Genomic DNA, 21421 nt, shown 5'->3' with positions numbered 1-21421 from the left:
AATTGATCCGTTGCTTCATCGTATAGCCTGGATATATGAAATTAAAAACAGCGATATACCTGATAAAACTCAGCGTATATCGCTATTTTTCTTTATTTAATTTACTGATCAGAAGAGTATTGCACAGGGTAAAGTCCCGCTAATCGCTTTTGCGGGACGTTACGTAGCGGCAGGCCACTCTTCTTCCTGAGTATCGTCTTGCAAACCACTTCTGCGGGACGTTACGGAGCGGCAGGCCACTCTTCTTCCTGAGTATCGTCCCGCAAACCGCTTCTGCGGGACGTTACGTAGCCTCGATTTAATCCGTATGAAACGCAGTATGTTCTTTTCCCTTCAACAACAGATTCAGGACACTGCCGACAATCACACCTGCTGCCAGATTATGTGTCAGCAGAACAAGAATGATGGTCACCATTATCACCAGGACATCTTTTTTTGGCGCCCGCTTCATCAACCGGAACGTCTTGAATTCAAATGTACTGAAAGCAACGACCACCATGATACCCGCTAATATCGCCATGGGTATCTGAACAAGAAAATCACCCAGTACCATAATCATGAACATCAGGAAGACACCTGCTGTTAAGGAAGATAGTCTCGATGTTCCGCCTGACTTCAAGTTCATCACAGACTGTCCGATCATTGCGCAGCCGCCGATACCCCCAAAAAACCCTGAAATAATGTTAGCAATACCTTGCCCACCTGCCTCACGGTTTTTATCGCTGTCTGAATCAAGTGTTTCATCAACGATTCGAGCAGTAAGCAGACTTTCTATTAAGCCAACCACCGCCATGGAAAGAGAATATGGCAGAATGATTCGCAGTGTCTCCATATTGAAAGGTACATCTGGCACCAAGAAATGAGGGAGCGTGCGTTTAATGTCCCCTAAATCGCCAACCGTTCGCACATCAGCACCCGTCATAATAGAAGCAGTGGTCAACAGAACGACTGCGATTAACGGTGCAGGTATTCTTGTGAAAAACTTTGGAACGAAGTAGACAATCAAAATGGTCACTGCAGTGAAAAGATAAGTCTCACGTGATAAACCAAATATATGCTGCAGCTGCGAATGGAAAATCAGGATGGCGAGAGAATCCACAAACCCGATCATCACTGTATTCGGGATATACTTCATCAGACGGCCCACTTTCAGCAGACTTAAGATAATCTGGATCATGCCCATTAGAATGGTCGCTGCAAACAGGTAGTGCACACCATGATCACGTACGAGGGGAAAGACGAGTAAAGCAATTGCACCGGCAGCAGCAGATATCATAGCAGGTCTCCCGCCTGTAAATGCAATGGTCAGCGCAATCACAAATGAAGCATATAAGCCAACCATGGGATCCACACCTGCAATCACCGAAAAGGCAATCACTTCAGGAATAAGGGCGAGTGAGACTACGATGCCCGCTAATATATTGGCTCCCGGACGTGTAAGCCATTCTTTTTTTATCGAATTATTCATTGTAACCTCCGTTAAAATATCAGCTTAGAGTATAGCATATCAACAGTCGTTAAGTTGTCAGAAAATAAAAAGAGCCTCCCTAGTTAATCGCACTTTAAAGTGTTATAATGCTAGAGGTTTTAAAATCAATAAAAAGGAAATGACTATGAAAAAACAATTAAGTATCGGTTTTATGTTATTCGCCATGTTCTTCGGCGCAGGGAATCTTATTTTCCCACCGAAGCTTGGTCTGGAAAGCGGGCATTTCTTCTGGCCTGTTATGATAGGATTCGTCCTGACAGGTGTGGGCCTCCCTTTAATCGGTGTTATCGTCGGTGCGCTCGATAAACGTGGCTATGAAGGTGCACTGAATGAGATCAGTCCGCTTTATTCTATCTTACTGCTCTCTACTATATATATCGTCATCGGTCCTCTGTTCTCTATTCCGAGAACCGGGACAACAGCGTATGAACTGACTGTTGGTTCAGCGATTCAAAATCCAGGCGCAGTCGGTCTAGCGCTTTTTTCACTCGTCTACTTCGCCCTCGTGACTTATATTTCGCTCAACCCGACTAAACTCGTTGACCGCATCGGCTCATTGCTGACACCTATCCTGCTCCTTATCATCACAGCGATTGTCATCAGAGGCTTCTTTCTGTTAGGACAGGCGCCGCAGACTGCAGGGAATCAGGAGATGTTCCCTACACTACCTGCCAGTTTCTCAAACGGTTTATCTGAAGGTTATCTGACAATGGATGCACTGGGGGCTATCACTTTTTCTATACTGATCGTCAACAGTATCAAGCTGAGTGGTATCTGTGATAAAAAGCAGCTCTTCAAGTCAGTTACACTGGCTGCCCTATCAGCAGGTGCGTTACTGGCCCTTGTCTATGTCTCGCTTGCATTCATCGGCAACCATGTGAACTTAAGCACAGCACAAATGGCAGATATCACGACGAATGATAAGAATCTAGGCGTCTATCTTCTGACGCATATCTCACAGCTCGGCTACGGTAGCTTCGGCCGTATTTTACTGGGACTTGCTGTCACCATTGCCTGTCTGACAACAGCCACTGGATTGATTGTTGCAGTCAGCACGTATTTCCATTCTATTGTGCCGAAGATACCTTACAAAACGTTCGTCTACAGCTTCTCGTTCATCAGTTTTATCTTGTCGAACCTAGGACTTAACCAGGTCATCAGAATGTCAGTGCCGGTCCTCTCTCTGATCTATCCTGTAGCAATCACGACGATGCTGCTGATATTACTTGCCGCCATCATACCGATGAAGCCTTTCGTGCAACGCGTAACCGTCGTCTGTATGATCATCTTTTCTATCGTCGATATGATGCACCGTCATCACTTATTGTCTATAGCAGGACTCGATAAACTACCTTTCTACAGTATTTCACTGGAATGGCTACCTATTGCGCTGTCTATCATCATTATCAGCTATCTGATGAGTTTAATGACCAGACAGGCACCGATCAAGTATCAGAATGACTGATCGGGAATAGCAAGAGATTTACAAAGTCCTTACCCTGCTAATTCTGTCATTTATCGAATACTATAATCCAAATATTTGCTTCCCTCATCCCTAAATTATACAATGGCCCTAATTCAGAAAGGATGTTGATATCATGGATATATTTATCGTAGGTGGCAGCGGCCGAGTAGGACTGGAATTAGCAAAGACGCTTAAAGACAATAATCATAACGTCATAGTGGGCAGCCGTTCTCCCGAGAAAATCGATGCAGATGGATTTCAGACAGTTAAGCTTGATTTAACTGACTCAGTGAGTGCTATTGCAGAAGCAATCGGTAAAGTGGATATTGTTTATTTCACTGCAGGTTCACGTGGCAAAGATTTACTACAGATCGATGCTTTCGGCGCAGTACGCACGATGCTTGCAGCAGAGAAAAATAATATCAAGCGTTACATCATGCTGAGTGCTTATGAATCACTTAACCCGGATGCATGGGACGACAAGCCTTACAGCGACTTAAGAGAATATTATGAAGCTAAATTCCTGGCGGATAAATATTTAATGGACAGCACACAACTGGACTATACGATTCTGCAGGCTGTGGCACTTGAAGAAGAAGCTGGCAATGGTAAAGGTGACCACGCGACCGAACAGACTGTAGCTATACCAGACGTCGGACTTGCTCTGGCAGCACTTGCTGAAGAAGATAACACAATCGGTAAAGTAGTGACGATCAGCAACGGCGATAAAGATATCGCTACACTCATGAAGAACGTCTAAAAAAGAAGCACATCGAAAATCGATGTGCTTCTTTTTGTGCAACAATACTTAACTGCTGATTGCTTTCCAGCTCTTTGACCCACGTAATGTCACTTCATTCACCTCATCTTATTTTATGATGTCTGTCAGCTCCATCAGATGGCTGATTGAATAAGTAGCGTCTACTTTCTCACGCCCAATATAACAGCTATCTATGCCCGCTGCTTGAGCACCCGCGATATCCGATGTTATGGAATCTCCTACCATCAGCACTTCTTCTGGTTTAGCATTCGCGTTCTTAAGAGCATAGGCAAAGAATTCAGGCTGTGGTTTTGAATAGCCGATTTCCTCGGAAATAAAATGATGACTGAAATAAGAATAAATCCCTGCCTCTTTCATCCGCTTCATCTGCGTTGCATACACCCCATTAGTCGCTGATGACAATATAACTGGTTTGTCCTTAAGGTACTCCAGTATGTCTATGGCACCCGGTAATAACTGATGGCTGTCATTAATGGCGGTCCTGAAGATCTGTTCCTTTAAGACCCCGTCCACTGTGATAGCCTGCAGCTGAAAGAATTCACTGAATCGCCTTGTCAGCACTTCATCTTTCTTTATTTCACCGCGTTCAAGCGCCTGCCAGAGCTTTTTGTTGATAGACTGATACTGCTGGAAGCGTTCAGCAGTCATCGTCAGCCCTTCAGATTCAATCACTTGTGTAATAGCAATGTGTTCACCCGCCGCAAAATCCAGCAAGGTATGGTCTAAGTCGAAAAAAATATGTTTATACATGCGTCTCTCTCATTTCGATTTACTTCTATTATAACTAATTAAGCAGCAATCTGTTGGCTGTAAAAGTAAAAAACGCTCCTCTCATAACGAGAGGAGCGTTCCTGCTGATTCAGCCTACGACACCTTTACTGGTGTCCGCTATTTTCAGACCATGTTCAATCACACCTGAGACGCGTGTCAAGTCTACGTTACCACCTGATACAAGTGCGACAATGTTCTTGCCTTCCAGATATTCTTTATCGATTTTTCCGCTGAGCAGTGCTGCTGTCGGCAGGGCACCTGCGCCTTCAGTGATGATTTTAGCTCTCTGCATCAGGTCTTTCATGGCGTGTTCGATTTCATCTTCAGATACAAGGATGAATTCATCGACCAGGTGTTTGACGACTTCATACGTCTTATCACCTGCGATCTTAACGTCACAGCCATCTGCGAGTGTCGGACCGTCGCGATGTTCCGTCAGCTTCCGGTTCTTGAACGATTCCGCCATGCCATGGACATTTTCTGACTGGACGCCGATGATATGAATGGACGGGTTGAATGATTTCAGTGCCGTGGCAATACCCGCAATCAGACCGCCGCCACCTACCGGCAGGATGACTGTATTCACATTCCAGATGTGATCCAGAATTTCAAGGCCGATTGTGCCTTGCCCCGCCATGACTTCACGGTCATCATATGGGTGGACGATGGTCATACCGGTCTCTTGTGCCATTTCCTCCATCGCAAGACGCGTCTCATTGAAGTTATCACCTTTCAGCACAACGGTTGCGCCGTATCCTTCTGTCGCTTTCTGCTTCGCTATAGGTGCAGTCTCAGGCATCACAATGGTCGCTTTAATCCCCATCAGTTTAGCCGTCAGTGCAACACCTTGGGCGTGGTTACCCGCCGATGCTGCGATGATGCCTTTCGCCTTCTGTTCTTCTGTCAGGGAGTTAATCTTGTTGTTAGCACCCCGGAATTTGAATGAGCCGGTGTACTGCATATTTTCAAGTTTGAGGTAGACGTTCCCTTTAACGACATTCTGACTTAAGTACATCGACTGAATCATCGGGGTTTCACGAATATATGGTTTGATGCGTGCTTTAGCTGCTTCGATGTCACCGATATTGACGATATGTGCGGTCTGTAAAACAAGTGGATTGGTTGTCATGATAAGTTCACACCTTATTGTTATTTTTTAAGCAAGCTTTCAAGTTCTTCGTAAGCCATGTCATGCGAGTCGGCAAGACCTTTATGAGTGATATGTCCACGATATATATTGACACCTGTTCTCAGGTCAGCATCTTCAGTCAATGCTGTCTCCAGTCCTTTTTCACTGATTTCAAGCAGGTATTTGATATTGCCCTGTGCAAGAGCCATTGTTGAGGTTCTAGGTACAGCGCCGGGTTGGTTAGGGACCGCATAATGGATAATACCATCTTCAACATAAACCGGATCAGCTATCGTGGTCGGTCTGATACCTTCCACTGTGCCCCCCTGGTCGATGGCTATATCCACAATCACTGAGCCTTTTTTCATGGATTTGACCATCTCACGCGTAACCAGTTTAGGCGGTTTAGCGCCTGGAATCAGAATGGTTGAAATAAAGATATCCGCTTTCTTGATTTCCTCTGCAAGATTTGCGGGTGTTGACTTCACAATTTCCACATTTCTGCCGGCATAGTGTTCTGTCAGCCAGTTGATCCGCTCATCATTCAGTTCGATGATGATGACTTTACTGTTCAGGCCGAGAGAAATATTCGCTGCATTGACCGCTGCTGCACCGCCACCGAAGATCACTACCGTACCACCCGGAATATCAACGCCTTCCTGTACACCCGACAGCAGAATACCTTGACCTTGGTGCTGTCCTTCCAGATAGTAAGCACCCATGAGCGCTGAACGCTGACCCGCAATCGCACTCATCGGCGCCAGCAGTTCTGTCTTACCATCTTTAATAATAGTTTCACCGCTGATAGCTGTGACACCTGCTTCTTTCATCGCTTCCACTGTCTCTTTGGAAGAAGCGAGATGCAGGAATCCCCAGATGATCTGACCTTTCCTGAAATACTGAAATTCACTGGCTGCCGGCTCTTTCACTTTAATGATCAGGTCTGCCGTCCAGGCTTCCTCATGCGACACAATCTGACCACCTGCTTCTACATACATGTCATCCGTAAATCCTGAGCCGATCCCTGCATCCTGCTGCACCACGACTTCGCTCCCTGAGTCCACTAACTTTTTCACATTCTCAGGCGTGCAGGCTACTCGTCCCTCACCTTGTTTCAGTTCTTTCACAATACCGATTTTCATGACCAAAACTCCTTTGTGATTTATTTCACAATAAGCATATAACCAAAAGTTTTGATTGTAAAGTGCTTCCGGGCAATAATTTTCGACAAAATATTGACTGTAAACGGTTGCACGATATACATACATATGTACATCTGAAATGAACAAATAAGAAAATGTCTGTCCTATACAAGATAAATAAATGCAAATAATGCATAAAATAAGGCTTTTATTGTGTCTAAATTATTAAATTGTACTTTTCAGATGGACTTTTCTTTTATTTTTCACTTGAGAAATGTTATGATGGTCATGACAAAAACTTAGGAGGTCATTATTTATGTCTAAAGTTTTAGAACAGTTTTTAAATGAAAATCTGGATTACTTAAAAGACAACGGACTCTACAATGAAATCAACGTAGTTGAAGGTCCCAATGGTCCGAAAATCAAAATCGATGGTAAAGAACTGATCAACTTATCATCCAATAACTACTTAGGTCTTGCGACACATGACCGTCTGAAAAAAGCCGCAAAAGAAACCATCGATTCTCACGGTGTCGGTGCGGGAGCTGTCCGGACTATCAACGGTACTCTTGATGTCCACAGAGAACTTGAGAAGAAGATTGCCGAGTTCAAAGGAACTGAAGCAGCAATTGCATTCCAGTCTGGTTTCAACTGTAACATGGGGGCGATCAGCGCTGTCATGAACAAAGATGATGCCATCCTGTCAGATGAACTGAACCATGCTTCAATCATCGACGGCTGCCGTCTGTCCAAAGCAAAAATCATCCGTGTTAAACACTCAGATATGGAAGATTTACGCGCAAAAGCAAAAGAAGCGACTGAATCAGGCCTGTACAAAAAAATCATGTACATCACAGATGGCGTCTTCTCAATGGATGGCGATGTGGCATTACTGCCTGAAATCGCAAAAATCGCTGAAGAATTCAACCTCATCACTTATGTCGACGATGCACATGGATCAGGCGTTATGGGTAAAGGCGCAGGTACTGTCAAACACTTCGGTCTGCAGGACAAAATCGACTTCCAGATGGGTACATTATCAAAAGCAATCGGCGTAGTCGGCGGCTACGTAGCAGGTACACAGGAACTCATCGACTGGCTCAAAGTGGCAGGACGTCCATTCTTATTCTCGACTTCACTCACACCAGGAGACTCAGCGGCTATCATTGAAGCGATCGATATCTTGATGGAATCTACTGAACTTCACGATAAGTTATGGGAGAATGGCGACTACCTGAAAAAAGGTCTGAAAGAACTCGGTTTCGACATCGGCCATTCAGAAACACCGATTACACCTTGTATTATCGGTGATGAAAAAACAACTCAACAATTCTCAAAACGCTTAATGGAAGAAGGCGTTTACGCTAAATCTATCGTGTTCCCTACTGTTCCTAAAGGTACAGGACGTGTACGTAATATGCCGACAGCTGCTCACACTAAAGAAATGTTGGATGATGCCCTTAAAATCTACGAAAAAGTCGGTAAAGAGTTAAATATCATTAAATAATTTATTTTCCACGACAGAAAGGAAGTACAACAATGAAACGTATTATGATCACAGGCGCGCTCGGCCAAATCGGGACAGAATTAACACTGAAACTTCGTGAAATCTACGGGGTAGATAATGTATTAGCAACTGACTTACGTCGTCCGGAAGAAGGTTCAAAAGTGCTCGAAGGACCTTTCGAAGAACTGGATGTAACAGATGCTGAAAGAATGGACCAAATTGCAGGAGACTTCAAAGCTGATACGATCATGCATATGGCTGCATTATTATCAGCAACGGCAGAAAAGAATCCTGTCTTTGCCTGGAACTTAAACATGGGCGGCTTACTGAATGCCTTGGAAGTAGCGCGTAAATATAACATGCAGTTCTTCACACCTTCATCAATCGGTGCATTCGGACCGAATACACCTAAAGACAATACACCTCAGACGACTATCCAGCGTCCAACGACGATGTATGGTGTCAACAAAGTGTCCGGTGAATTATTATGTGACTACTACTTCCACCGTTTCGGCGTCGATACACGCGGTGTCCGTTTCCCTGGTCTGATTTCACACGTCAAAGAACCGGGTGGCGGCACAACGGACTACGCAGTAGAAATCTACTTCAAAGCCGTTCGTGAAGGCAAATACACTTCATACATCGACAAAGGCACATTCATGGATATGATGTTCATGGACGATGCTATCGACGCTATCATCAAATTAATGGAAGCACCAGCAGAAAATTTAAAAGACCGTAACGCATTCAATGTAACAGCTATGAGTATTGATCCGGAAATGGTAGCAGCAAGCATCCGTAAAGAAATCCCTGACTTCGAGTTAGACTATGACGTCGATCCAGTACGTCAGGCTATCGCAGAAAGCTGGCCAAACTCAATCGATGCATCAGAAGCTAAAAAACAATGGGGCTTCGCTCCTAAGTTTGACTTAGATACGATGACCAAAGAAATGCTTGAAGCTATCAGAAAGAAATAAGATGATTCGACCTCTCCTGCACCGGAGAGGTCTTTTTCTGTCATTTGCCCTGTTATTAACAAAATTCTGACAATTATGTGATAGGGAGAGCGTGAAGGATACTTCCAGAATAATATCCGCTATAATCTGGTTAAATTGATAAGGAGGTTTCAAGATGACAAAGAAATACTTATTGCTGACTACAGCGTTTACGACTTTACTGGCACTCGGTGCATGCGGACAACAAAATCAGGACACTTCAATGGGTCACTCCTCAATGGATCACACTGATATGCAGATGCAGGAGAGCAAATTACCCGCAGGGATGAAAGAAGCGGTCAAGCCTGCCTACCCTAAAGGAGAAAAAGTCAGAATCAATGCCGATCATATGGCGGGGATGAAAGGTGCAGAAGGAACCGTTGCCGGGGCGTATGATACCACCGTGTATGCTGTATCCTATCAACCTGAAGACGGAGGTCAACCTGTTAAAAATCATAAATGGGTGATTCATGAAGAGATAAAGAACGCCGGTAAAAAACCATTTAAAAAGGGTGATGAAGTGACATTGAACGCCGATCATATGCCGGGAATGATGGGCGCTAAAGCGACTATAGATTCAGCCACACCTACCACCGTTTACATGGTCAATTACACAGACCAGAAAACAGGTAAAAAAGTGACAAATCATAAATGGATCACTCAAGATGAACTTGCAGCTATAAAATAAGAGAAGCCCTTCGTAACTGAAGGGCTTCTCTTATTTTATTGCGAGTGTTCCGTCCGATAGATTGTTTAACGGTCAGTAGATTGAAACAAGCGTCAGATAACCGTTGGCAAAAGTAGCTTCATAGCTACCACCATTCTTTGTCTGGTAAATGATATGGTAAGCACCATTATGATAGTCTTTGACTTTCAATATTTTAGTGCCTTTATGCGCAGCTTTGAACTGTCTCAGCGTGATGGCTTTCTCATCTGCCAGTAAATGAATAGCGACGACTTTATTTTGATAGAGATTCATCATGATGTCATAACGATATTTGATTTGGGTATTCTGTTCTGTTTTCGGTCGTTTTTTGTTGATCATATAGCCGTTGATCTTCACGTTGTCATTTTTCAGTGCCCGTACAAATTGTGGATTGATCAATGTCTGTGAATTGTTTTTGAAGTAACCGTTATAGATATAGTATGGTATAGACGGATTGACAGATGGTGACGCAGTAGTCACTGCCGCTGCCGGTTCAGAAGAGACAATCGTCAGGCCTGATAATAAAAGGGTTGCTGATAATGCATATGAATATAATTTGTTCATTTGACTCACCTCTCCATTCATCATTAATAATCTGTGAATTTGATAATATCTTCTGTTAAAAGCTTGGAAGTATGATGCAGGTAGTGAGGCCCATCCAGTTGAATGGTATGCTGCAGCGCCGGATTGCTGAAAGCCTCATTTTGCAGATGGAGCCAGTCTGAATATTTTCTGACGGTGTCGCTCGCCGCAAATGACCGTACGGCTATGTCAGGCGGATATGTCATGCCTTTGATGCGCGCGATATTATTATTGGATTCTGTGTAGTACTTCAGCATATCACTGGTCAGAAAAGCCCACTGATTCATTCTGCTGTATTGTTGCTGAAGGGTCTGATGATATAGCGGCGTCATATCGCGCAGCATCTCGCTGAAACCAGTGAGCTGGCGCGTCGTTTCGAACTGAAAAGCCAGCCTGATTATACCGGTCTCATTCAATATAGGCGCGAGACGAATAAGCTCAAAGGGATGGTCGTCCGTTACTTTCAGTCCTTGCACAGGTCTTGAACCATCGATATTAATCACCCACTTCACATGCGCCGGATAACGGTTCACATAATCCATTGTGTAGGCACCGCTGATTGAGTGATTGATGAATGTCAGCTGGTCCTGATTATCTGTCAGCTTGGAAACGATTCTATGATATTCCTGATTGATATGCGCATTTGTCCGCTTCGTTTTTGGACTGCTGCTCATACCGTAACCTAACGGATCTATCAGGATGACACGATGATGTTTGCTCAATGCATCAGCAAGTGGCATAAAATCAAGAATATTGGATACGGTCAGCAGTCCTTCTCTGAACAGAATGACATCATGTCCGCTCCCTTTTTCATAGACACTGTAAGTGCCATCTGCTGTCTGCACAAAATGATGATGAGCGCCAAGATACTGACGTAATACCTCCTTATCCTTCGGAGTTTGCGCATCATGATAAATGGATGACACAGTCAATAAAATGATCCCGATACCGCATAAGACTAAACTAATCTTCGTTAAATAACGTAACAATTTCATATACTCACCTGATTACCTGACTGATAGTCTTCTCTACCCTGTAGTGACAGATTTTAACTGTACTGATTGTCAATTTTTTGGCTGTTGATCCGCTTGATGCTGTTTTTTAAGAAAACTTTAAGAAATTTTCTCGGCAATGTGGTCTATACTGAGAAGGAACCATACATTCAATCGAAATAGCAGAGGAATGATTTTTTATGAAAGAACGTATTATCAGCATCGATATTATCCGTGGCATCAGCCTTATCGGTATTCTCTTTATGAATGCACTTGGCTTTCACTATGCCAATGTCTACAATGCACCTGAAGAAATCTACCGTGATCCATTAAGTCAGTGGATTTATGACCTCAACGTTGTGATCATCCATAACTCCTTTTATCCGATATTCGCTTTCTTGTTCGGTATGGGAATGGCTATTATGTACAGAAATATCACGCAGCGTGAGCAGAATCCCTCTCCTATTCTGTTAAGACGCTTTTTAGCCATGATGGTCTTCGGTCTGCTGCATGGATTCATTTTATTTTACGGCGATATCCTGCAGACTTATGCTACCCTCGCCATACTGTGTATTCCCTTTCTATTCGTCAAACCTGTAGTTTCACTGATTGTCGCTATCATTCAGTTCGCTTTGACTACCTTAACGGTCATCATGACTGCACTGTTTGCAGATAGCCAGTCTCTAGCCTCTACATCCGATACGTTGCTGACGAAGGCAATCAGTCAGCATGATATTGCCGGGATAATCAGCTGGAACGCCCAGCAATTCATGGATCTAGCGACGCCTCTCTCTATGTTCAATATCATTTCAGGCGTCCTGATGATTATGCCGTTTATCTTATTCGGTATGTGGTGCTTCAGAACGCATGTCTTCAGTCAGCTGGTCATCCACAAAAAGGCTACACTTCTCTCAATCGCAGTGACTGCCATCAGTGGTATCACCCTCAAGATACTTGCACTAGACGGCCATTATGAACTCGTCTATGTGGGCGGCACCATCCTCGCGGCAGCTTACGTCATGACACTGGTACTGTTGTGTAGTCAATCCAGCTCGCTTAAGGTGCTTATGCCATTTCAGGCACTCGGGAAACTTGCCTTCAGTGTCTATATCTCTCAAAGCGTGATCCTGTTTTTGATTTTCTATCTATTCAAGTTCTATAATAGCCTGCATATCATCACTCTTCATCTGTTACTGACAGCCATTGCACTTGTACTCTTATGGTTAAGCAATCTCTATCTGAAATATTACAGAATAGGCCCACTGGAATGGTTATGGCGAAAAATCACATACTTAAGATAAGTAAAAAACGACTGATGATACCGTATCATCAGTCGTTTTACTGTTATTTATTTTTAAACTCATCCACTTTATCGTTCACTGCATCTCTAACATGATCAGTCGTTTCTTTAACTTTACCAGATACTTGGTTTTCTATCCCTTTTTCTTTTAAGTCCTGGTTGTCCGTCAGTTCTCCAACTTTCTCTTGCACGTTCCCTTTAAGCTGATCAAATTTACCATCTAAAGCCATGATAATCATCCTTTCTATCAGTTATGTAATCACATTTTACCCTTGCTGATAAGGAGATAAACCTTTGACAAAAACAAAAAAGCCCGGGATAATCCCAGGCTTGAAGTTATAGAGTTATTATGCAGTAACCCAGTGTTGAGCACCGTATTCGTTGTATAATTTAACCGCTGCAGCATCTTGCACTGATTCTGGAGCTGATGCAGGTGATTTACCTTTCCATTCAGCTGGCGCTACAGTATCCCAAGTGCTTTGTAAGAATTGGTATTTACCTGCTGCACCTGAAGTTGGGTTGATTGCGTGGATATTACCACCTGATTCACGTTGTGCAATTGCTTGTAAGTGAGCATTTACATATACACCTGAAGTAGATGTTTGAGTAGTCGCTGCTTTAGGCGCAGAGTAAGTCTGAGCTGGTGCTTGGTAGCTTACTGGTGCTTGGTAAGCTGCTTTTTGAGCAACTGGCGCTTGTTGTACTGGTGCTGCTTGAGTAACAGGCGCTTTTACTGGAGCGATTGCTGCTGGCGCTGTAACTGCTGGCGCAGCAACTGGTGTGTAACCGTTTGTGTAGTATTTCCAAGTCCAAGATGAACCGTTAGATTCGAAATCGAAGTGGTATCCATTGTAGTCGAACTCATAGTCATAAGTTCCTTCTTGAATAGGTGCTGCATTTAATTTGTCCTGGTGGTTCATTGCAAGATCTGCAAGTTCTGCTTTGTTGACTGGCTGTTCAGCAGCATCTGCTGATTGACCTGTTAATGCTGCACCTAAACCTAATGCTAAAGTAGTTGATAAGATAGTTTTATTCATTATAGAAAAACCCTCCAAAATTTGTTGGTTATATATTAGTTTTTAATTCGTTATTCGTTATGCTTTAAGCTACAAGATATACTATAACACATAGAAAGATGTCATGAGTTACGCCAAAATAACAAATTATATCAGCCATATAACAACCATTACGATTTGAAATGTGTTTGTAATGTTATGTTCGGTTCTGGGACGCTTTCTGACTTTCAGATAAATGAAGGGTTGAGGGTTTATTACTCTGATGCCTATACTGGTTAGTTGTTATGAGCGATATTTCCTGTTTATCGCTTATAATTCGGGCATATCAGTGCTTTTCTTTGAGTTATGAGCGATATTTCCTGTTTATCGCTCATAACGCCGGCATATCAGTGCTTTCCTTTGAGTTATGAGCGATATTCCCCGTTTATCGCTCATAACGCCCACACTATCTGAGAACCCCTAGGGAATAATCCTTTTTCTCCTCTACACCATAAGATTCAGTATCCCATTCATTCGCTCAAATAAAAAAAGGCCCAGATTTTCATCTGCGCCTTCAGCCGTCATTAATTTAATCTTTCTCCTACTACAGTAAATCGTTGCTTAAGGTGTGCTGCATGTTCAATTTCATCTACCATAGCAATAGCCAAGTCAGCATAGCTGATGTAGCTTTCACCTTTAGAATTCATCAATAGTACATCCTGTCCTAACTGATAGCTGCCTGTGCGAGCCCCTTCAGGATCAAAGAATCCAGCTGGACTGAGGAATGTCCAGTTGACATCAGTCGTCTGACGCAGCTCATCTAAATTCTGAGCCTGGCCACTCGCTGTCGGTTTAATGACATCAGGAAAATCAGGTGCATCCACGACTTTTACTGTCTTACTGTCATCCGTGTAAAGGCTACCTGCACCACCGAGTACGATCAGTCTGATATCAGTACCTTCAACGAGCTTAATAAGTGCCCGTCCTGCATCAATATGTCCCTGACTATTACCAAGCGGCGCCCCAAAGGCATTCACCAGCACGTCGAAGTGCTGAATATCTTCACGAGTTAAATCATGAATGTCTTTTTCAATAACAGGCACTTCTGCGGTCACTTTAGAATGGTCGCGTACAATCGCAGTTACTTCATGACCACGGTCTAGGGCCTCCTTCAAGATTAAACGACCAGCTTTACCACTCGCACCTACAATACCTATTTTCATTGTCTATTCCTCCTGATATTATATTACTTTCTTCATTATAGTGCGGTGTTCTGAAGGAATCCAATCTCTTGTCCGGAAAATACTGTGTATACAGTCTTCACCGCCACATCTCACTTTATGAGTCATCAATTTGAACGGCCTGATAATCGATACGTCGGCTCAGAAGCCAAAAAACAGCCTTTCATCACTGAAAGGCTGTTAATCTATTTCCTTATTCGGCATTGTCTTTCGATTCCATAAAATGTATAGATAGACTAATAGCAGAATAAGCAAAGCAAACGGAATTATGACCGGATTCAATCTAAATCCATCAAATGCAGGTGTGAAACTATAATAGATGAAGAACATCCAGGCAATATTGAGTACTAAATAAATTTACAGATAGAGTAATCCGTTAATTTAGTTATCCTTCACTTTCAACAGCCGCATACTGTTCAGGGTCACTATCAGTGTAGCACCGATATCAGAGAAGATAGCGATCCACAATGTCAGCCAGCCTGGTATAACCAGCAGAAGGGCAATCACTTTAATCAGCAGCGAGAAAGTGATGTTCTGCTTGATGATAGTTAACGTCTTTTTACTTAGACGTATCGTATAAGGCAGTTTCTTCAGATCATCGGACATAAGCGCGATATCCGCTGTCTCAAGTGCCGTGTCTGTCCCTGTTCCTCCCATCGCTATACCGATGTCTGCTGCTGCGAGTGCAGGAGCATCGTTGACACCGTCACCAATCATTGCGACCTGATGCTGCTGCTTCGTTTCTTTGATGATCTTCAATTTATCTTCCGGCATAAGGTTCGCCTTAACGAGAGAGAGACCTGCCTGTTTACCGATGGCTGCCCCTGTTCTCTCGTTATCACCGGTAAGCATCATCGTACTGATCTTCATGTTATGCAGTTCGTGCAGTACACCGGACACTTCCGGACGCAGTTCATCTGCAACTGCCATGATCAGCTCAATGCGGTCACTGCCAAATAACAGCACTGTCTTTCCTTCTGACTGCCACTCCGCTATGCGGGCATCTGTCCCCAGTCCCAGTGATTCAAAGAGCGCCGGACTGCCGATATAATAAGTTCTGCCAGCCACATCTCCTTTGACTCCTTTTCCGGTCAGAGACTGAAAATTGTTGAGATTGACTGCCGCATAATCCAGATGCTCATCCTGTGCCTTCCTGACCACGGCAGCAGCCAGTGGATGCTGTGAGCCGTTTTCAAGTGCGGCTGCGATTGTTAATGCTTCATTATTATGCGGATACATATCTGTCACTGCGGGAATGCCTCTTGTCAGGGTACCCGTCTTATCAAAAGCGATGGTGTCAATATGCCCCGCTTCTTCAAGATGAATTCCCCCTTTGATCAGCACCCCGTGTCTTGCGGCATTACCGATAGCTGTGACAATCGCAACTGGTGTAGAGACAACCAGTGCACACGGACAGCCGATGATCAGCACAGCCAGACCTTGGTAGAGCCATTCATGCCAGCCACCGCCTAACAATAACGGCGGTATGAGCATGACGAGAAAGGCAATCAGCATAATCGCTGGTGTATAGTATTTCGCGAAGCGGTCGACAAAGGCCTGTGACGGTGCACGTTCAGCCTGTGCTTCTTCCACTAAATGAATGATTTTTGAAATCGTTGTATCTTCTACAAGCTTAGTGACTTCTACTTCCAGCAAGCCTTCTTCATTCAATGTACCCGCAAAGACTTCGTCATCCACCTGCTTCGTCACAGGCACACTTTCCCCTGTAATCGCGGCCTGATTGATTGTTGACTGTCCTTCAATCACCTTGCCGTCCATCGCCACTTTCTGGCCGGGCTTGACGATCATTACATCGCCCACTCGAATATCAGCGACATCCATCATCTGTTCTTCACCGTTTCTACGGATCAATGCTTCAGACGGTGCAACGTCCATCAGCAGACTGATAGACTGCCGTGCTTTATCCATAGAATAACGTTCGAGCGCTTCACTGATCGCAAAAAGAATGACAACCGTCGCCCCTTCCTGCCATTCACCGATTAATGCAGCCCCGATCACCGCAATGGTCATCAGTGTATTCATATCAAACTTCAGTCGGATAAGATTCTTGAATCCGGTTATGAATAATGAATAACCCCCGACGATAATAGCAGCAAGATAGCCGACTGTCGGCAGCCATGCATTCTCGCCCGATGTATAAGAAAGAATGAAACTGATGATGACAAGAACGGCAGCCACGTAGACCGGATAGTTCTCTTTCTTCTTCCAGAAGCTCTCTTTCTCGACTTTACGCTCACTGACATCTCTGACTTTCACATTGTCGAATGCGCCCGCTTTTTCCATCTCCGCAATCGTCGCATCGCCGGTGATATAAATCTTCGCTGCAGCATGATTCACTTCCGCATCCTGGACATGAGGCAATGCCTTTAAATTCTCTTCGTAAGTCTTCGCACAGCTGGAACATGATAAATTCTGGATACGATAGGTTTTGCGTTCAGTTCCTTCACTCATACGGTCACCTCCAGATGCTTTAAGGACAGCGTCATAATCTGTTCAGCCAGATCATGATCCAAGCCGTAATAAACCATTTTACCCTCACGTCTTGACTTCACCAGCCCTTGCCTATGCAGCTTCCTTAAGTGACTGGATGTATTCGCGATAGAAATATCCAGTATACAGGCAAGGTCACAGACACACAGTTCCTCTTCCACACATAATGCACGGATAATCTTGGCGCGGTTCACATCAGCAAGCGCCTTAAGAATAGATGTCACATCAAGCATGGGCAGGGCATCTAAATGCTGCCTTACACGGGCGACCTGCGCTTCATTATGACAGACAACATCACATTGATAATCACTCATCATCTCAGCTCCTCATTCAACTCATTAATTGAATGTAGTATACGCCTAAATCAATACAGATTCAACCAAAAAGTGGAATGACAGAAAAAAAGCCTGGCACATGATAAGTTCCAGACTGAGATGATTCAAGGTGAATCCTATGACTGGTGGTTCCAATATAGGCACAGTATAAACCGATTTCTTGCTACTCAGGTAGCTTTGATATATCTTCGTACATAAAGGAGGGTCAATTATGAAAATTGTCGGTATCAGCGGTAATCCTTATCCCCGTTCAACAAACTTAGGGGTGCTTGAGAAGATAGGTGTTGAGCTTGAAAAAGCCGGCCATATATTCGAAGTCATTCATTCGATCAAAGACCTGCCTCTATTCAATCCACAAACCGAATACCAGGAATACTATGAAGTCGTTAATCAAATGAGGGAGCAGATTAAAGCAGCTGACTTTGTTGTCATCGTCAGCCCGGAATATATGGGAGGTGTCCCTGCCATATTAAAGAATGCACTTGAATGGATGCTCTCAGAGGCGACATTAATGCAGAAGCCTGTCGCATATGTCATTCATTCACCACATGGCAGACTTGCATATGAAGCCTTAAATACACATCTCAAAATCAGTGGAGCCATCACGCAAGACGCCTTAAAATTACTGATTAGTTATAATAAACGACTGCAAAAAGAGGATGGTTGGTTTGAGGATGAAGTGATTAATAAGCAATTAAAAGCATTGATACAAAATATATCTGACTATAAATAATGAGAAACCGTCTGCAATAATGACAGACGGTTTCTTACTTTTTAGTTCTCTTCGCTACTATAATATAATCGTCATTAATCCCCCGCATAATTAACGTCAAAAATATAGACGCCCTCTTCAACTGTGATATCAATATTGAAACGCGGTTTGATATTGATATTTTTAAATCGACCATTCTCATAGTTAAAATCAATCACACAGTGTATGTCATCGAATCCTGGCGTAAGTAACACCATTCGATAGTCATCTTTAACAAGATTCATTGTTTCACGGTATTTGATTGTAATGCCATGTACCGTCACTTCTTTCATCCATTCAGCCTCCTCAGTGATATTATAGAATTTTATATTATGGTTCTTAAGCTAAATTTTGAATAAATTTTCTATTAATTGTAAAATTATATCAGGAGGTGATGTGATGAATAGAGAAGATGTTCTTGTTGTAACGACTGAAAGTATTGCAAATCATGAAGTAGTGAAGACGATAGGTGAGGTCTTCGGAATCACTGTGCAATCCCGTGATATGTTTACAGATTTCGGGGCAGGTATCAGAAATATGTTCGGTGGCGAAGTGAAAAGCTATACGACGATGCTTGAAAACGCCCGTATAGAGGCTGTCGATAGAATGCAGGACAACGCACTCGCAAAGGGAGCAAATGCTGTACTTGCAGTTCGTTTTGATTCCAATATGTCGACAGAAGGTACTTCCAGTGTTGTTGCATACGGGACAGCCGTTGTTATCCAACCTAAAGCATAAAGAGCAGCTCCGTGCTGCTTTTTAAAATTCGTTATCAATGACTCTGGCAATAATATTTAATTGCTCTGCTGTATTCTCAAGCTCATGGTTAAGGTCACTCAGTTCCTGATGTACTCTGATGTCTGTGACAATATTGTCGAAGAACACATCCAGAAACAGATCCTGCGACGTATCTGACAGATTGAAATCAGCGGTCAAATCAATATCCTCAAGCTCCGCCACTACTCTCTGCAGATCCTCCTGTAATGCGGACATCTTGTCGTTGATATTCTTGATGTTCTGACGCTTATAAAAACTACCTATAAACCCATTACCTAAAATATCAAACCAGCTCCACGCCTTAGCATTGCTCGTCATTTTCTGAATCTCATCTATACGCCCCAATGCCACGTCCACTGCATCTCTCGCTTCAATCAACTGCTGATTCATCGTCATACCCCTTTTCTGTATTTAATCAAGGACATTTTGTCATTCAATTTTTTCACTGTCATCTCTTACGTAATCCATCTTGTCGACTTCCTGTATCGCCTTCTGAACCAACCCTCTATTTATAGAAACCACACGACGAGACCCCAAAGATATTGCATAAGCACTGATGTCTTATTCACTTATTTCATGGACTCGATGTCCGGTAAAAAACAATATTACCGATCAGCCAGATGATTTGAATGATGAATGGAACAAGGAAGAAGACCATAAGTACCATTAAACTGATCATTCTGCTTTCAAAGGTCTGGCTAGCCCCAGTTCCATCTACCGTTCTGACCCAGACAAATATAGCTGGAATCAAGAATAATAACCAAATTACTGCACTGTAAATGCTCCAGAGAATCCATGACGTCGACTTAGTCATCATAACCTCCCAAAATAGTAATTTACAAAAATCGTAATAATTCCATTATAGCCTAAATTCAAAATTATTCCATAAACAATCTAATTATAATTAACCCCAATATATGAAAAAGCATTCCTCGCTTATTTTTGAGAAGTGCTTGTTCTATTGTCAGTATCAGTGAATTACTCTTTTTTAAACATCCGGCTCAATAAAGCCTCATCAAAATAAATCTATTTTCTTTACATAAAATTCAAAAATAAGACCTTATTTATATTATAATGGAGGTATCTTACAATAAAGGGGGAAATATAATGAAACTGAACAAACTTCTTATTGCATCTTTGGCTATAGGTACTTTGCAACTTCCGACTATCACTACGACTGCTTTTGCAGATGAAGGGGCTAAAACTGTGACGGGTGAGATTTTACCTGCATCTACCGATACGGATGGTGATGGCTGGGCGAATGTCGGCTTTGATCCATCTGGACTGCCGGCTGCAGACCTCGAGAAGGTAAACCAGCTGACCATTCAAAAAGACTCAGGTCAATTATCTCAAGTAGAATATAACGAGCAAGTGGCTGCTATCTTTAAGCAGGCATCTGAAAACCAGCAAAGTGTTCAGACGCAACAGGATCAGACGACCGTTACACAGCTGCCTGATACAGGTGAGGAGAACCGTTCAACTGGAATCGTTGTTATGGGCATCCTCTTACTGGCATTTGGCCTCAGACTGATGACAAGACGTGCCTAACATCGAAGACCTTCTCAAGGCTTGAGAAGGTCTTTTTTAAAGTCTGAAAATCTGTCAGCAATGCTGTTACAGTGCAGCCAGCTGGCTCAGCCGGTAATCCAACGTCTTAAAATCAATGATGCGGGCCTGCCTGTGAAATTCGCGGCCATCCGCAAATAAAATAACAACCGGCACCGTAAATAAAGACAGCTGCCCTGCCGCTTCCGGCATGTCATTGACCATAATCCTCGCGCATGGAATATCATAACGAGTAAGTTGTTCTTCGACCTTCGGCAGATCGGCATGACAGACGCTGCATCCTTCAGACATGACATACAGGACAAATTTCTCTCCAGCCATACGCTCTGTCAGCTCCGTATAATGATGAATCTGTTCCATCGCTTCACCTCCTACTGAAATCTTAA

At 43.3% G+C, this 21421-nt stretch carries 23 protein-coding genes and 1 pseudogene; 9 read left to right on the top strand and 15 right to left on the bottom strand.

The features are described 5' to 3' along the window. Positions 1-337: 337 nt before the first annotated feature. Positions 338-1468 (bottom strand): annotated as a pseudogene (locus QSV55_RS01795) (SulP family inorganic anion transporter); the annotation flags it as partial. Positions 1469-1613: 145 nt separating this feature from the next. Between QSV55_RS01795 and brnQ the strand changes: the two are divergent. After that, positions 1614-2954, top strand: coding sequence for a branched-chain amino acid transport system II carrier protein (gene brnQ / locus QSV55_RS01790; RefSeq protein ID WP_289650450.1), 1341 nt, complete (start codon positions 1614-1616; stop codon positions 2952-2954). A 133-nt stretch (positions 2955-3087) separates the two neighbouring features. Beyond that, positions 3088-3714, top strand: coding sequence for an NAD(P)H-binding protein (locus QSV55_RS01785; RefSeq protein WP_289650449.1), 627 nt, complete (start codon positions 3088-3090; stop codon positions 3712-3714). 108 nt (positions 3715-3822) lie between these two features. Here QSV55_RS01785 and QSV55_RS01780 read toward each other — a convergent pair whose 3' ends face one another. From QSV55_RS01780 to ald, 3 genes are all read right to left on the bottom strand, one after another. Next, on the bottom strand, positions 3823-4485 hold the full coding sequence (locus tag QSV55_RS01780) for a YjjG family noncanonical pyrimidine nucleotidase (protein WP_289650448.1): 663 nt from the start codon (positions 4483-4485) through the stop codon (positions 3823-3825). Between the two features lie 109 nt (positions 4486-4594). Further along, on the bottom strand, positions 4595-5635 hold the full coding sequence (tdcB, locus tag QSV55_RS01775) for a bifunctional threonine ammonia-lyase/L-serine ammonia-lyase TdcB (protein ID WP_289650447.1): 1041 nt from the start codon (positions 5633-5635) through the stop codon (positions 4595-4597). A 20-nt stretch (positions 5636-5655) separates the two neighbouring features. After that, positions 5656-6777 carry an alanine dehydrogenase gene (ald, locus tag QSV55_RS01770; protein WP_289650446.1) on the bottom strand — a complete coding sequence of 374 codons (1122 nt, stop codon included), beginning with the start codon at positions 6775-6777 and terminating at the stop codon, positions 5656-5658. Positions 6778-7093: 316 nt separating this feature from the next. Here ald and QSV55_RS01765 point away from each other — a divergent pair, with 316 nt between their 5' ends. The 3 genes from QSV55_RS01765 to QSV55_RS01755 all read left to right on the top strand — a co-directional run bounded on the left by QSV55_RS01765 (position 7094) and on the right by QSV55_RS01755 (position 9967). Continuing rightward, complete coding sequence (locus QSV55_RS01765) at positions 7094-8284, top strand: glycine C-acetyltransferase (protein WP_289650445.1); 1191 nt, start codon at positions 7094-7096, stop codon at positions 8282-8284. A gap of 32 nt (positions 8285-8316) precedes the next feature. Then, entirely contained in the window at positions 8317-9261 is a 945-nt protein-coding gene (locus QSV55_RS01760) for an L-threonine 3-dehydrogenase (protein WP_289650444.1), read from the top strand. 154 nt (positions 9262-9415) lie between these two features. After that, positions 9416-9967 carry a YdhK family protein gene (locus QSV55_RS01755; protein ID WP_289650443.1) on the top strand — a complete coding sequence of 184 codons (552 nt, stop codon included), beginning with the start codon at positions 9416-9418 and terminating at the stop codon, positions 9965-9967. Between the two features lie 72 nt (positions 9968-10039). Here QSV55_RS01755 and isaB read toward each other — a convergent pair whose 3' ends face one another. Together isaB and QSV55_RS01745 are read right to left on the bottom strand one after the other, a co-directional pair. After that, a complete protein-coding gene (isaB, locus tag QSV55_RS01750; protein ID WP_289650442.1) occupies positions 10040-10549 on the bottom strand; it encodes an immunodominant staphylococcal antigen IsaB family protein in 510 nt (169 codons plus the stop codon). A gap of 23 nt (positions 10550-10572) precedes the next feature. Continuing rightward, positions 10573-11562: an alpha/beta fold hydrolase gene (locus tag QSV55_RS01745; protein ID WP_289650441.1), complete on the bottom strand. Its 990-nt coding sequence runs from the start codon at positions 11560-11562 to the stop codon at positions 10573-10575. Between the two features lie 197 nt (positions 11563-11759). Between QSV55_RS01745 and QSV55_RS01740 the strand changes: the two genes are divergently transcribed. Next, positions 11760-12860: a DUF418 domain-containing protein gene (locus QSV55_RS01740; RefSeq protein WP_289650440.1), complete on the top strand. Its 1101-nt coding sequence runs from the start codon at positions 11760-11762 to the stop codon at positions 12858-12860. Between the two features lie 43 nt (positions 12861-12903). Here QSV55_RS01740 and QSV55_RS01735 read toward each other — a convergent pair whose 3' ends face one another. From QSV55_RS01735 to QSV55_RS01715, 5 genes are all read right to left on the bottom strand, one after another. Continuing rightward, complete coding sequence (locus QSV55_RS01735) at positions 12904-13089, bottom strand: CsbD family protein (RefSeq protein ID WP_289650439.1); 186 nt, start codon at positions 13087-13089, stop codon at positions 12904-12906. Positions 13090-13206: 117 nt separating this feature from the next. Then, on the bottom strand, positions 13207-13896 hold the full coding sequence (locus QSV55_RS01730) for a transglycosylase family protein (protein ID WP_289650438.1): 690 nt from the start codon (positions 13894-13896) through the stop codon (positions 13207-13209). A gap of 542 nt (positions 13897-14438) precedes the next feature. Then, positions 14439-15077: an NAD(P)-dependent oxidoreductase gene (locus tag QSV55_RS01725; protein WP_289650437.1), complete on the bottom strand. Its 639-nt coding sequence runs from the start codon at positions 15075-15077 to the stop codon at positions 14439-14441. Positions 15078-15476: 399 nt separating this feature from the next. After that, positions 15477-17567: a heavy metal translocating P-type ATPase gene (locus QSV55_RS01720; protein ID WP_289650436.1), complete on the bottom strand. Its 2091-nt coding sequence runs from the start codon at positions 17565-17567 to the stop codon at positions 15477-15479. After that, positions 17564-17920, bottom strand: a complete 357-nt coding sequence (locus tag QSV55_RS01715) for an ArsR/SmtB family transcription factor (protein ID WP_289650435.1) — start codon at positions 17918-17920, stop codon at positions 17564-17566. Before QSV55_RS01715 ends, QSV55_RS01720 begins: the two co-directional genes overlap by 4 nt. Positions 17921-18152: 232 nt before the next feature. Between QSV55_RS01715 and QSV55_RS01710 the strand changes: the two genes are divergently transcribed. Further along, complete coding sequence (locus QSV55_RS01710) at positions 18153-18674, top strand: NADPH-dependent FMN reductase (RefSeq protein ID WP_289650434.1); 522 nt, start codon at positions 18153-18155, stop codon at positions 18672-18674. Positions 18675-18748: 74 nt separating this feature from the next. Here the strand turns inward: QSV55_RS01710 and QSV55_RS01705 are convergent, their stop codons facing one another. Further along, positions 18749-18985: a hypothetical protein gene (locus QSV55_RS01705; RefSeq protein WP_289650433.1), complete on the bottom strand. Its 237-nt coding sequence runs from the start codon at positions 18983-18985 to the stop codon at positions 18749-18751. Between the two features lie 106 nt (positions 18986-19091). Between QSV55_RS01705 and QSV55_RS01700 the strand changes: the two genes are divergently transcribed. Then, positions 19092-19430 carry a YbjQ family protein gene (locus QSV55_RS01700; protein WP_133452297.1) on the top strand — a complete coding sequence of 113 codons (339 nt, stop codon included), beginning with the start codon at positions 19092-19094 and terminating at the stop codon, positions 19428-19430. A gap of 21 nt (positions 19431-19451) precedes the next feature. Here QSV55_RS01700 and QSV55_RS01695 read toward each other — a convergent pair whose 3' ends face one another. Together QSV55_RS01695 and QSV55_RS01690 are read right to left on the bottom strand one after the other, a co-directional pair. Next, positions 19452-19859 (bottom strand): hypothetical protein, encoded by a 408-nt coding sequence (locus QSV55_RS01695; RefSeq protein WP_289650432.1) that lies wholly within the window; start codon positions 19857-19859, stop codon positions 19452-19454. 184 nt (positions 19860-20043) lie between these two features. Continuing rightward, positions 20044-20283 (bottom strand): DUF3923 family protein, encoded by a 240-nt coding sequence (locus QSV55_RS01690; RefSeq protein ID WP_289650431.1) that lies wholly within the window; start codon positions 20281-20283, stop codon positions 20044-20046. A gap of 293 nt (positions 20284-20576) precedes the next feature. Between QSV55_RS01690 and QSV55_RS01685 the strand changes: the two genes are divergently transcribed. Further along, positions 20577-21017, top strand: coding sequence for an LPXTG cell wall anchor domain-containing protein (locus tag QSV55_RS01685; RefSeq protein WP_289650430.1), 441 nt, complete (start codon positions 20577-20579; stop codon positions 21015-21017). A gap of 66 nt (positions 21018-21083) precedes the next feature. Here the strand turns inward: QSV55_RS01685 and QSV55_RS01680 are convergent, their stop codons facing one another. After that, positions 21084-21395 carry a thioredoxin family protein gene (locus QSV55_RS01680; protein WP_289650429.1) on the bottom strand — a complete coding sequence of 104 codons (312 nt, stop codon included), beginning with the start codon at positions 21393-21395 and terminating at the stop codon, positions 21084-21086. Between the last annotated feature and the right edge of the window lie 26 nt (positions 21396-21421).

It is taken from the genome of Macrococcus bovicus, assembly GCF_030376725.1.
Taxonomy (GTDB): domain Bacteria; phylum Bacillota; class Bacilli; order Staphylococcales; family Staphylococcaceae; genus Macrococcus; species Macrococcus bovicus.
This window is presented reverse-complemented; position numbering and strand designations above follow the sequence as displayed.

What these genes read in the sequence shown, in the direction of transcription:
- QSV55_RS01710 (WP_289650434.1), top strand. Translation starts at nt 18,153, where the DNA reads ATGAAAATTGTCGGTATCAGCGGTAATCCTTATCCCCGTTCAACAAAC.
- QSV55_RS01690 (WP_289650431.1), bottom strand. Translation starts at nt 20,283, where the DNA reads ATGACTAAGTCGACGTCATGGATTCTCTGGAGCATTTACAGTGCAGTA.
- QSV55_RS01730 (WP_289650438.1), bottom strand. Translation starts at nt 13,896, where the DNA reads ATGAATAAAACTATCTTATCAACTACTTTAGCATTAGGTTTAGGTGCA.
- QSV55_RS01720 (WP_289650436.1), bottom strand. Translation starts at nt 17,567, where the DNA reads ATGAGTGAAGGAACTGAACGCAAAACCTATCGTATCCAGAATTTATCA.
- QSV55_RS01680 (WP_289650429.1), bottom strand. Translation starts at nt 21,395, where the DNA reads ATGGAACAGATTCATCATTATACGGAGCTGACAGAGCGTATGGCTGGA.
- QSV55_RS01760 (WP_289650444.1), top strand. Translation starts at nt 8,317, where the DNA reads ATGAAACGTATTATGATCACAGGCGCGCTCGGCCAAATCGGGACAGAA.
- QSV55_RS01700 (WP_133452297.1), top strand. Translation starts at nt 19,092, where the DNA reads ATGAATAGAGAAGATGTTCTTGTTGTAACGACTGAAAGTATTGCAAAT.
- QSV55_RS01755 (WP_289650443.1), top strand. Translation starts at nt 9,416, where the DNA reads ATGACAAAGAAATACTTATTGCTGACTACAGCGTTTACGACTTTACTG.
- QSV55_RS01745 (WP_289650441.1), bottom strand. Translation starts at nt 11,562, where the DNA reads ATGAAATTGTTACGTTATTTAACGAAGATTAGTTTAGTCTTATGCGGT.
- QSV55_RS01695 (WP_289650432.1), bottom strand. Translation starts at nt 19,859, where the DNA reads ATGAATCAGCAGTTGATTGAAGCGAGAGATGCAGTGGACGTGGCATTG.
- QSV55_RS01685 (WP_289650430.1), top strand. Translation starts at nt 20,577, where the DNA reads ATGAAACTGAACAAACTTCTTATTGCATCTTTGGCTATAGGTACTTTG.
- QSV55_RS01725 (WP_289650437.1), bottom strand. Translation starts at nt 15,077, where the DNA reads ATGAAAATAGGTATTGTAGGTGCGAGTGGTAAAGCTGGTCGTTTAATC.
- isaB (WP_289650442.1), bottom strand. Translation starts at nt 10,549, where the DNA reads ATGAACAAATTATATTCATATGCATTATCAGCAACCCTTTTATTATCA.
- ald (WP_289650446.1), bottom strand. Translation starts at nt 6,777, where the DNA reads ATGAAAATCGGTATTGTGAAAGAACTGAAACAAGGTGAGGGACGAGTA.
- brnQ (WP_289650450.1), top strand. Translation starts at nt 1,614, where the DNA reads ATGAAAAAACAATTAAGTATCGGTTTTATGTTATTCGCCATGTTCTTC.
- QSV55_RS01715 (WP_289650435.1), bottom strand. Translation starts at nt 17,920, where the DNA reads ATGAGTGATTATCAATGTGATGTTGTCTGTCATAATGAAGCGCAGGTC.
- QSV55_RS01780 (WP_289650448.1), bottom strand. Translation starts at nt 4,485, where the DNA reads ATGTATAAACATATTTTTTTCGACTTAGACCATACCTTGCTGGATTTT.
- QSV55_RS01735 (WP_289650439.1), bottom strand. Translation starts at nt 13,089, where the DNA reads ATGGCTTTAGATGGTAAATTTGATCAGCTTAAAGGGAACGTGCAAGAG.
- QSV55_RS01785 (WP_289650449.1), top strand. Translation starts at nt 3,088, where the DNA reads ATGGATATATTTATCGTAGGTGGCAGCGGCCGAGTAGGACTGGAATTA.
- tdcB (WP_289650447.1), bottom strand. Translation starts at nt 5,635, where the DNA reads ATGACAACCAATCCACTTGTTTTACAGACCGCACATATCGTCAATATC.
- QSV55_RS01740 (WP_289650440.1), top strand. Translation starts at nt 11,760, where the DNA reads ATGAAAGAACGTATTATCAGCATCGATATTATCCGTGGCATCAGCCTT.
- QSV55_RS01765 (WP_289650445.1), top strand. Translation starts at nt 7,094, where the DNA reads ATGTCTAAAGTTTTAGAACAGTTTTTAAATGAAAATCTGGATTACTTA.
- QSV55_RS01705 (WP_289650433.1), bottom strand. Translation starts at nt 18,985, where the DNA reads ATGAAAGAAGTGACGGTACATGGCATTACAATCAAATACCGTGAAACA.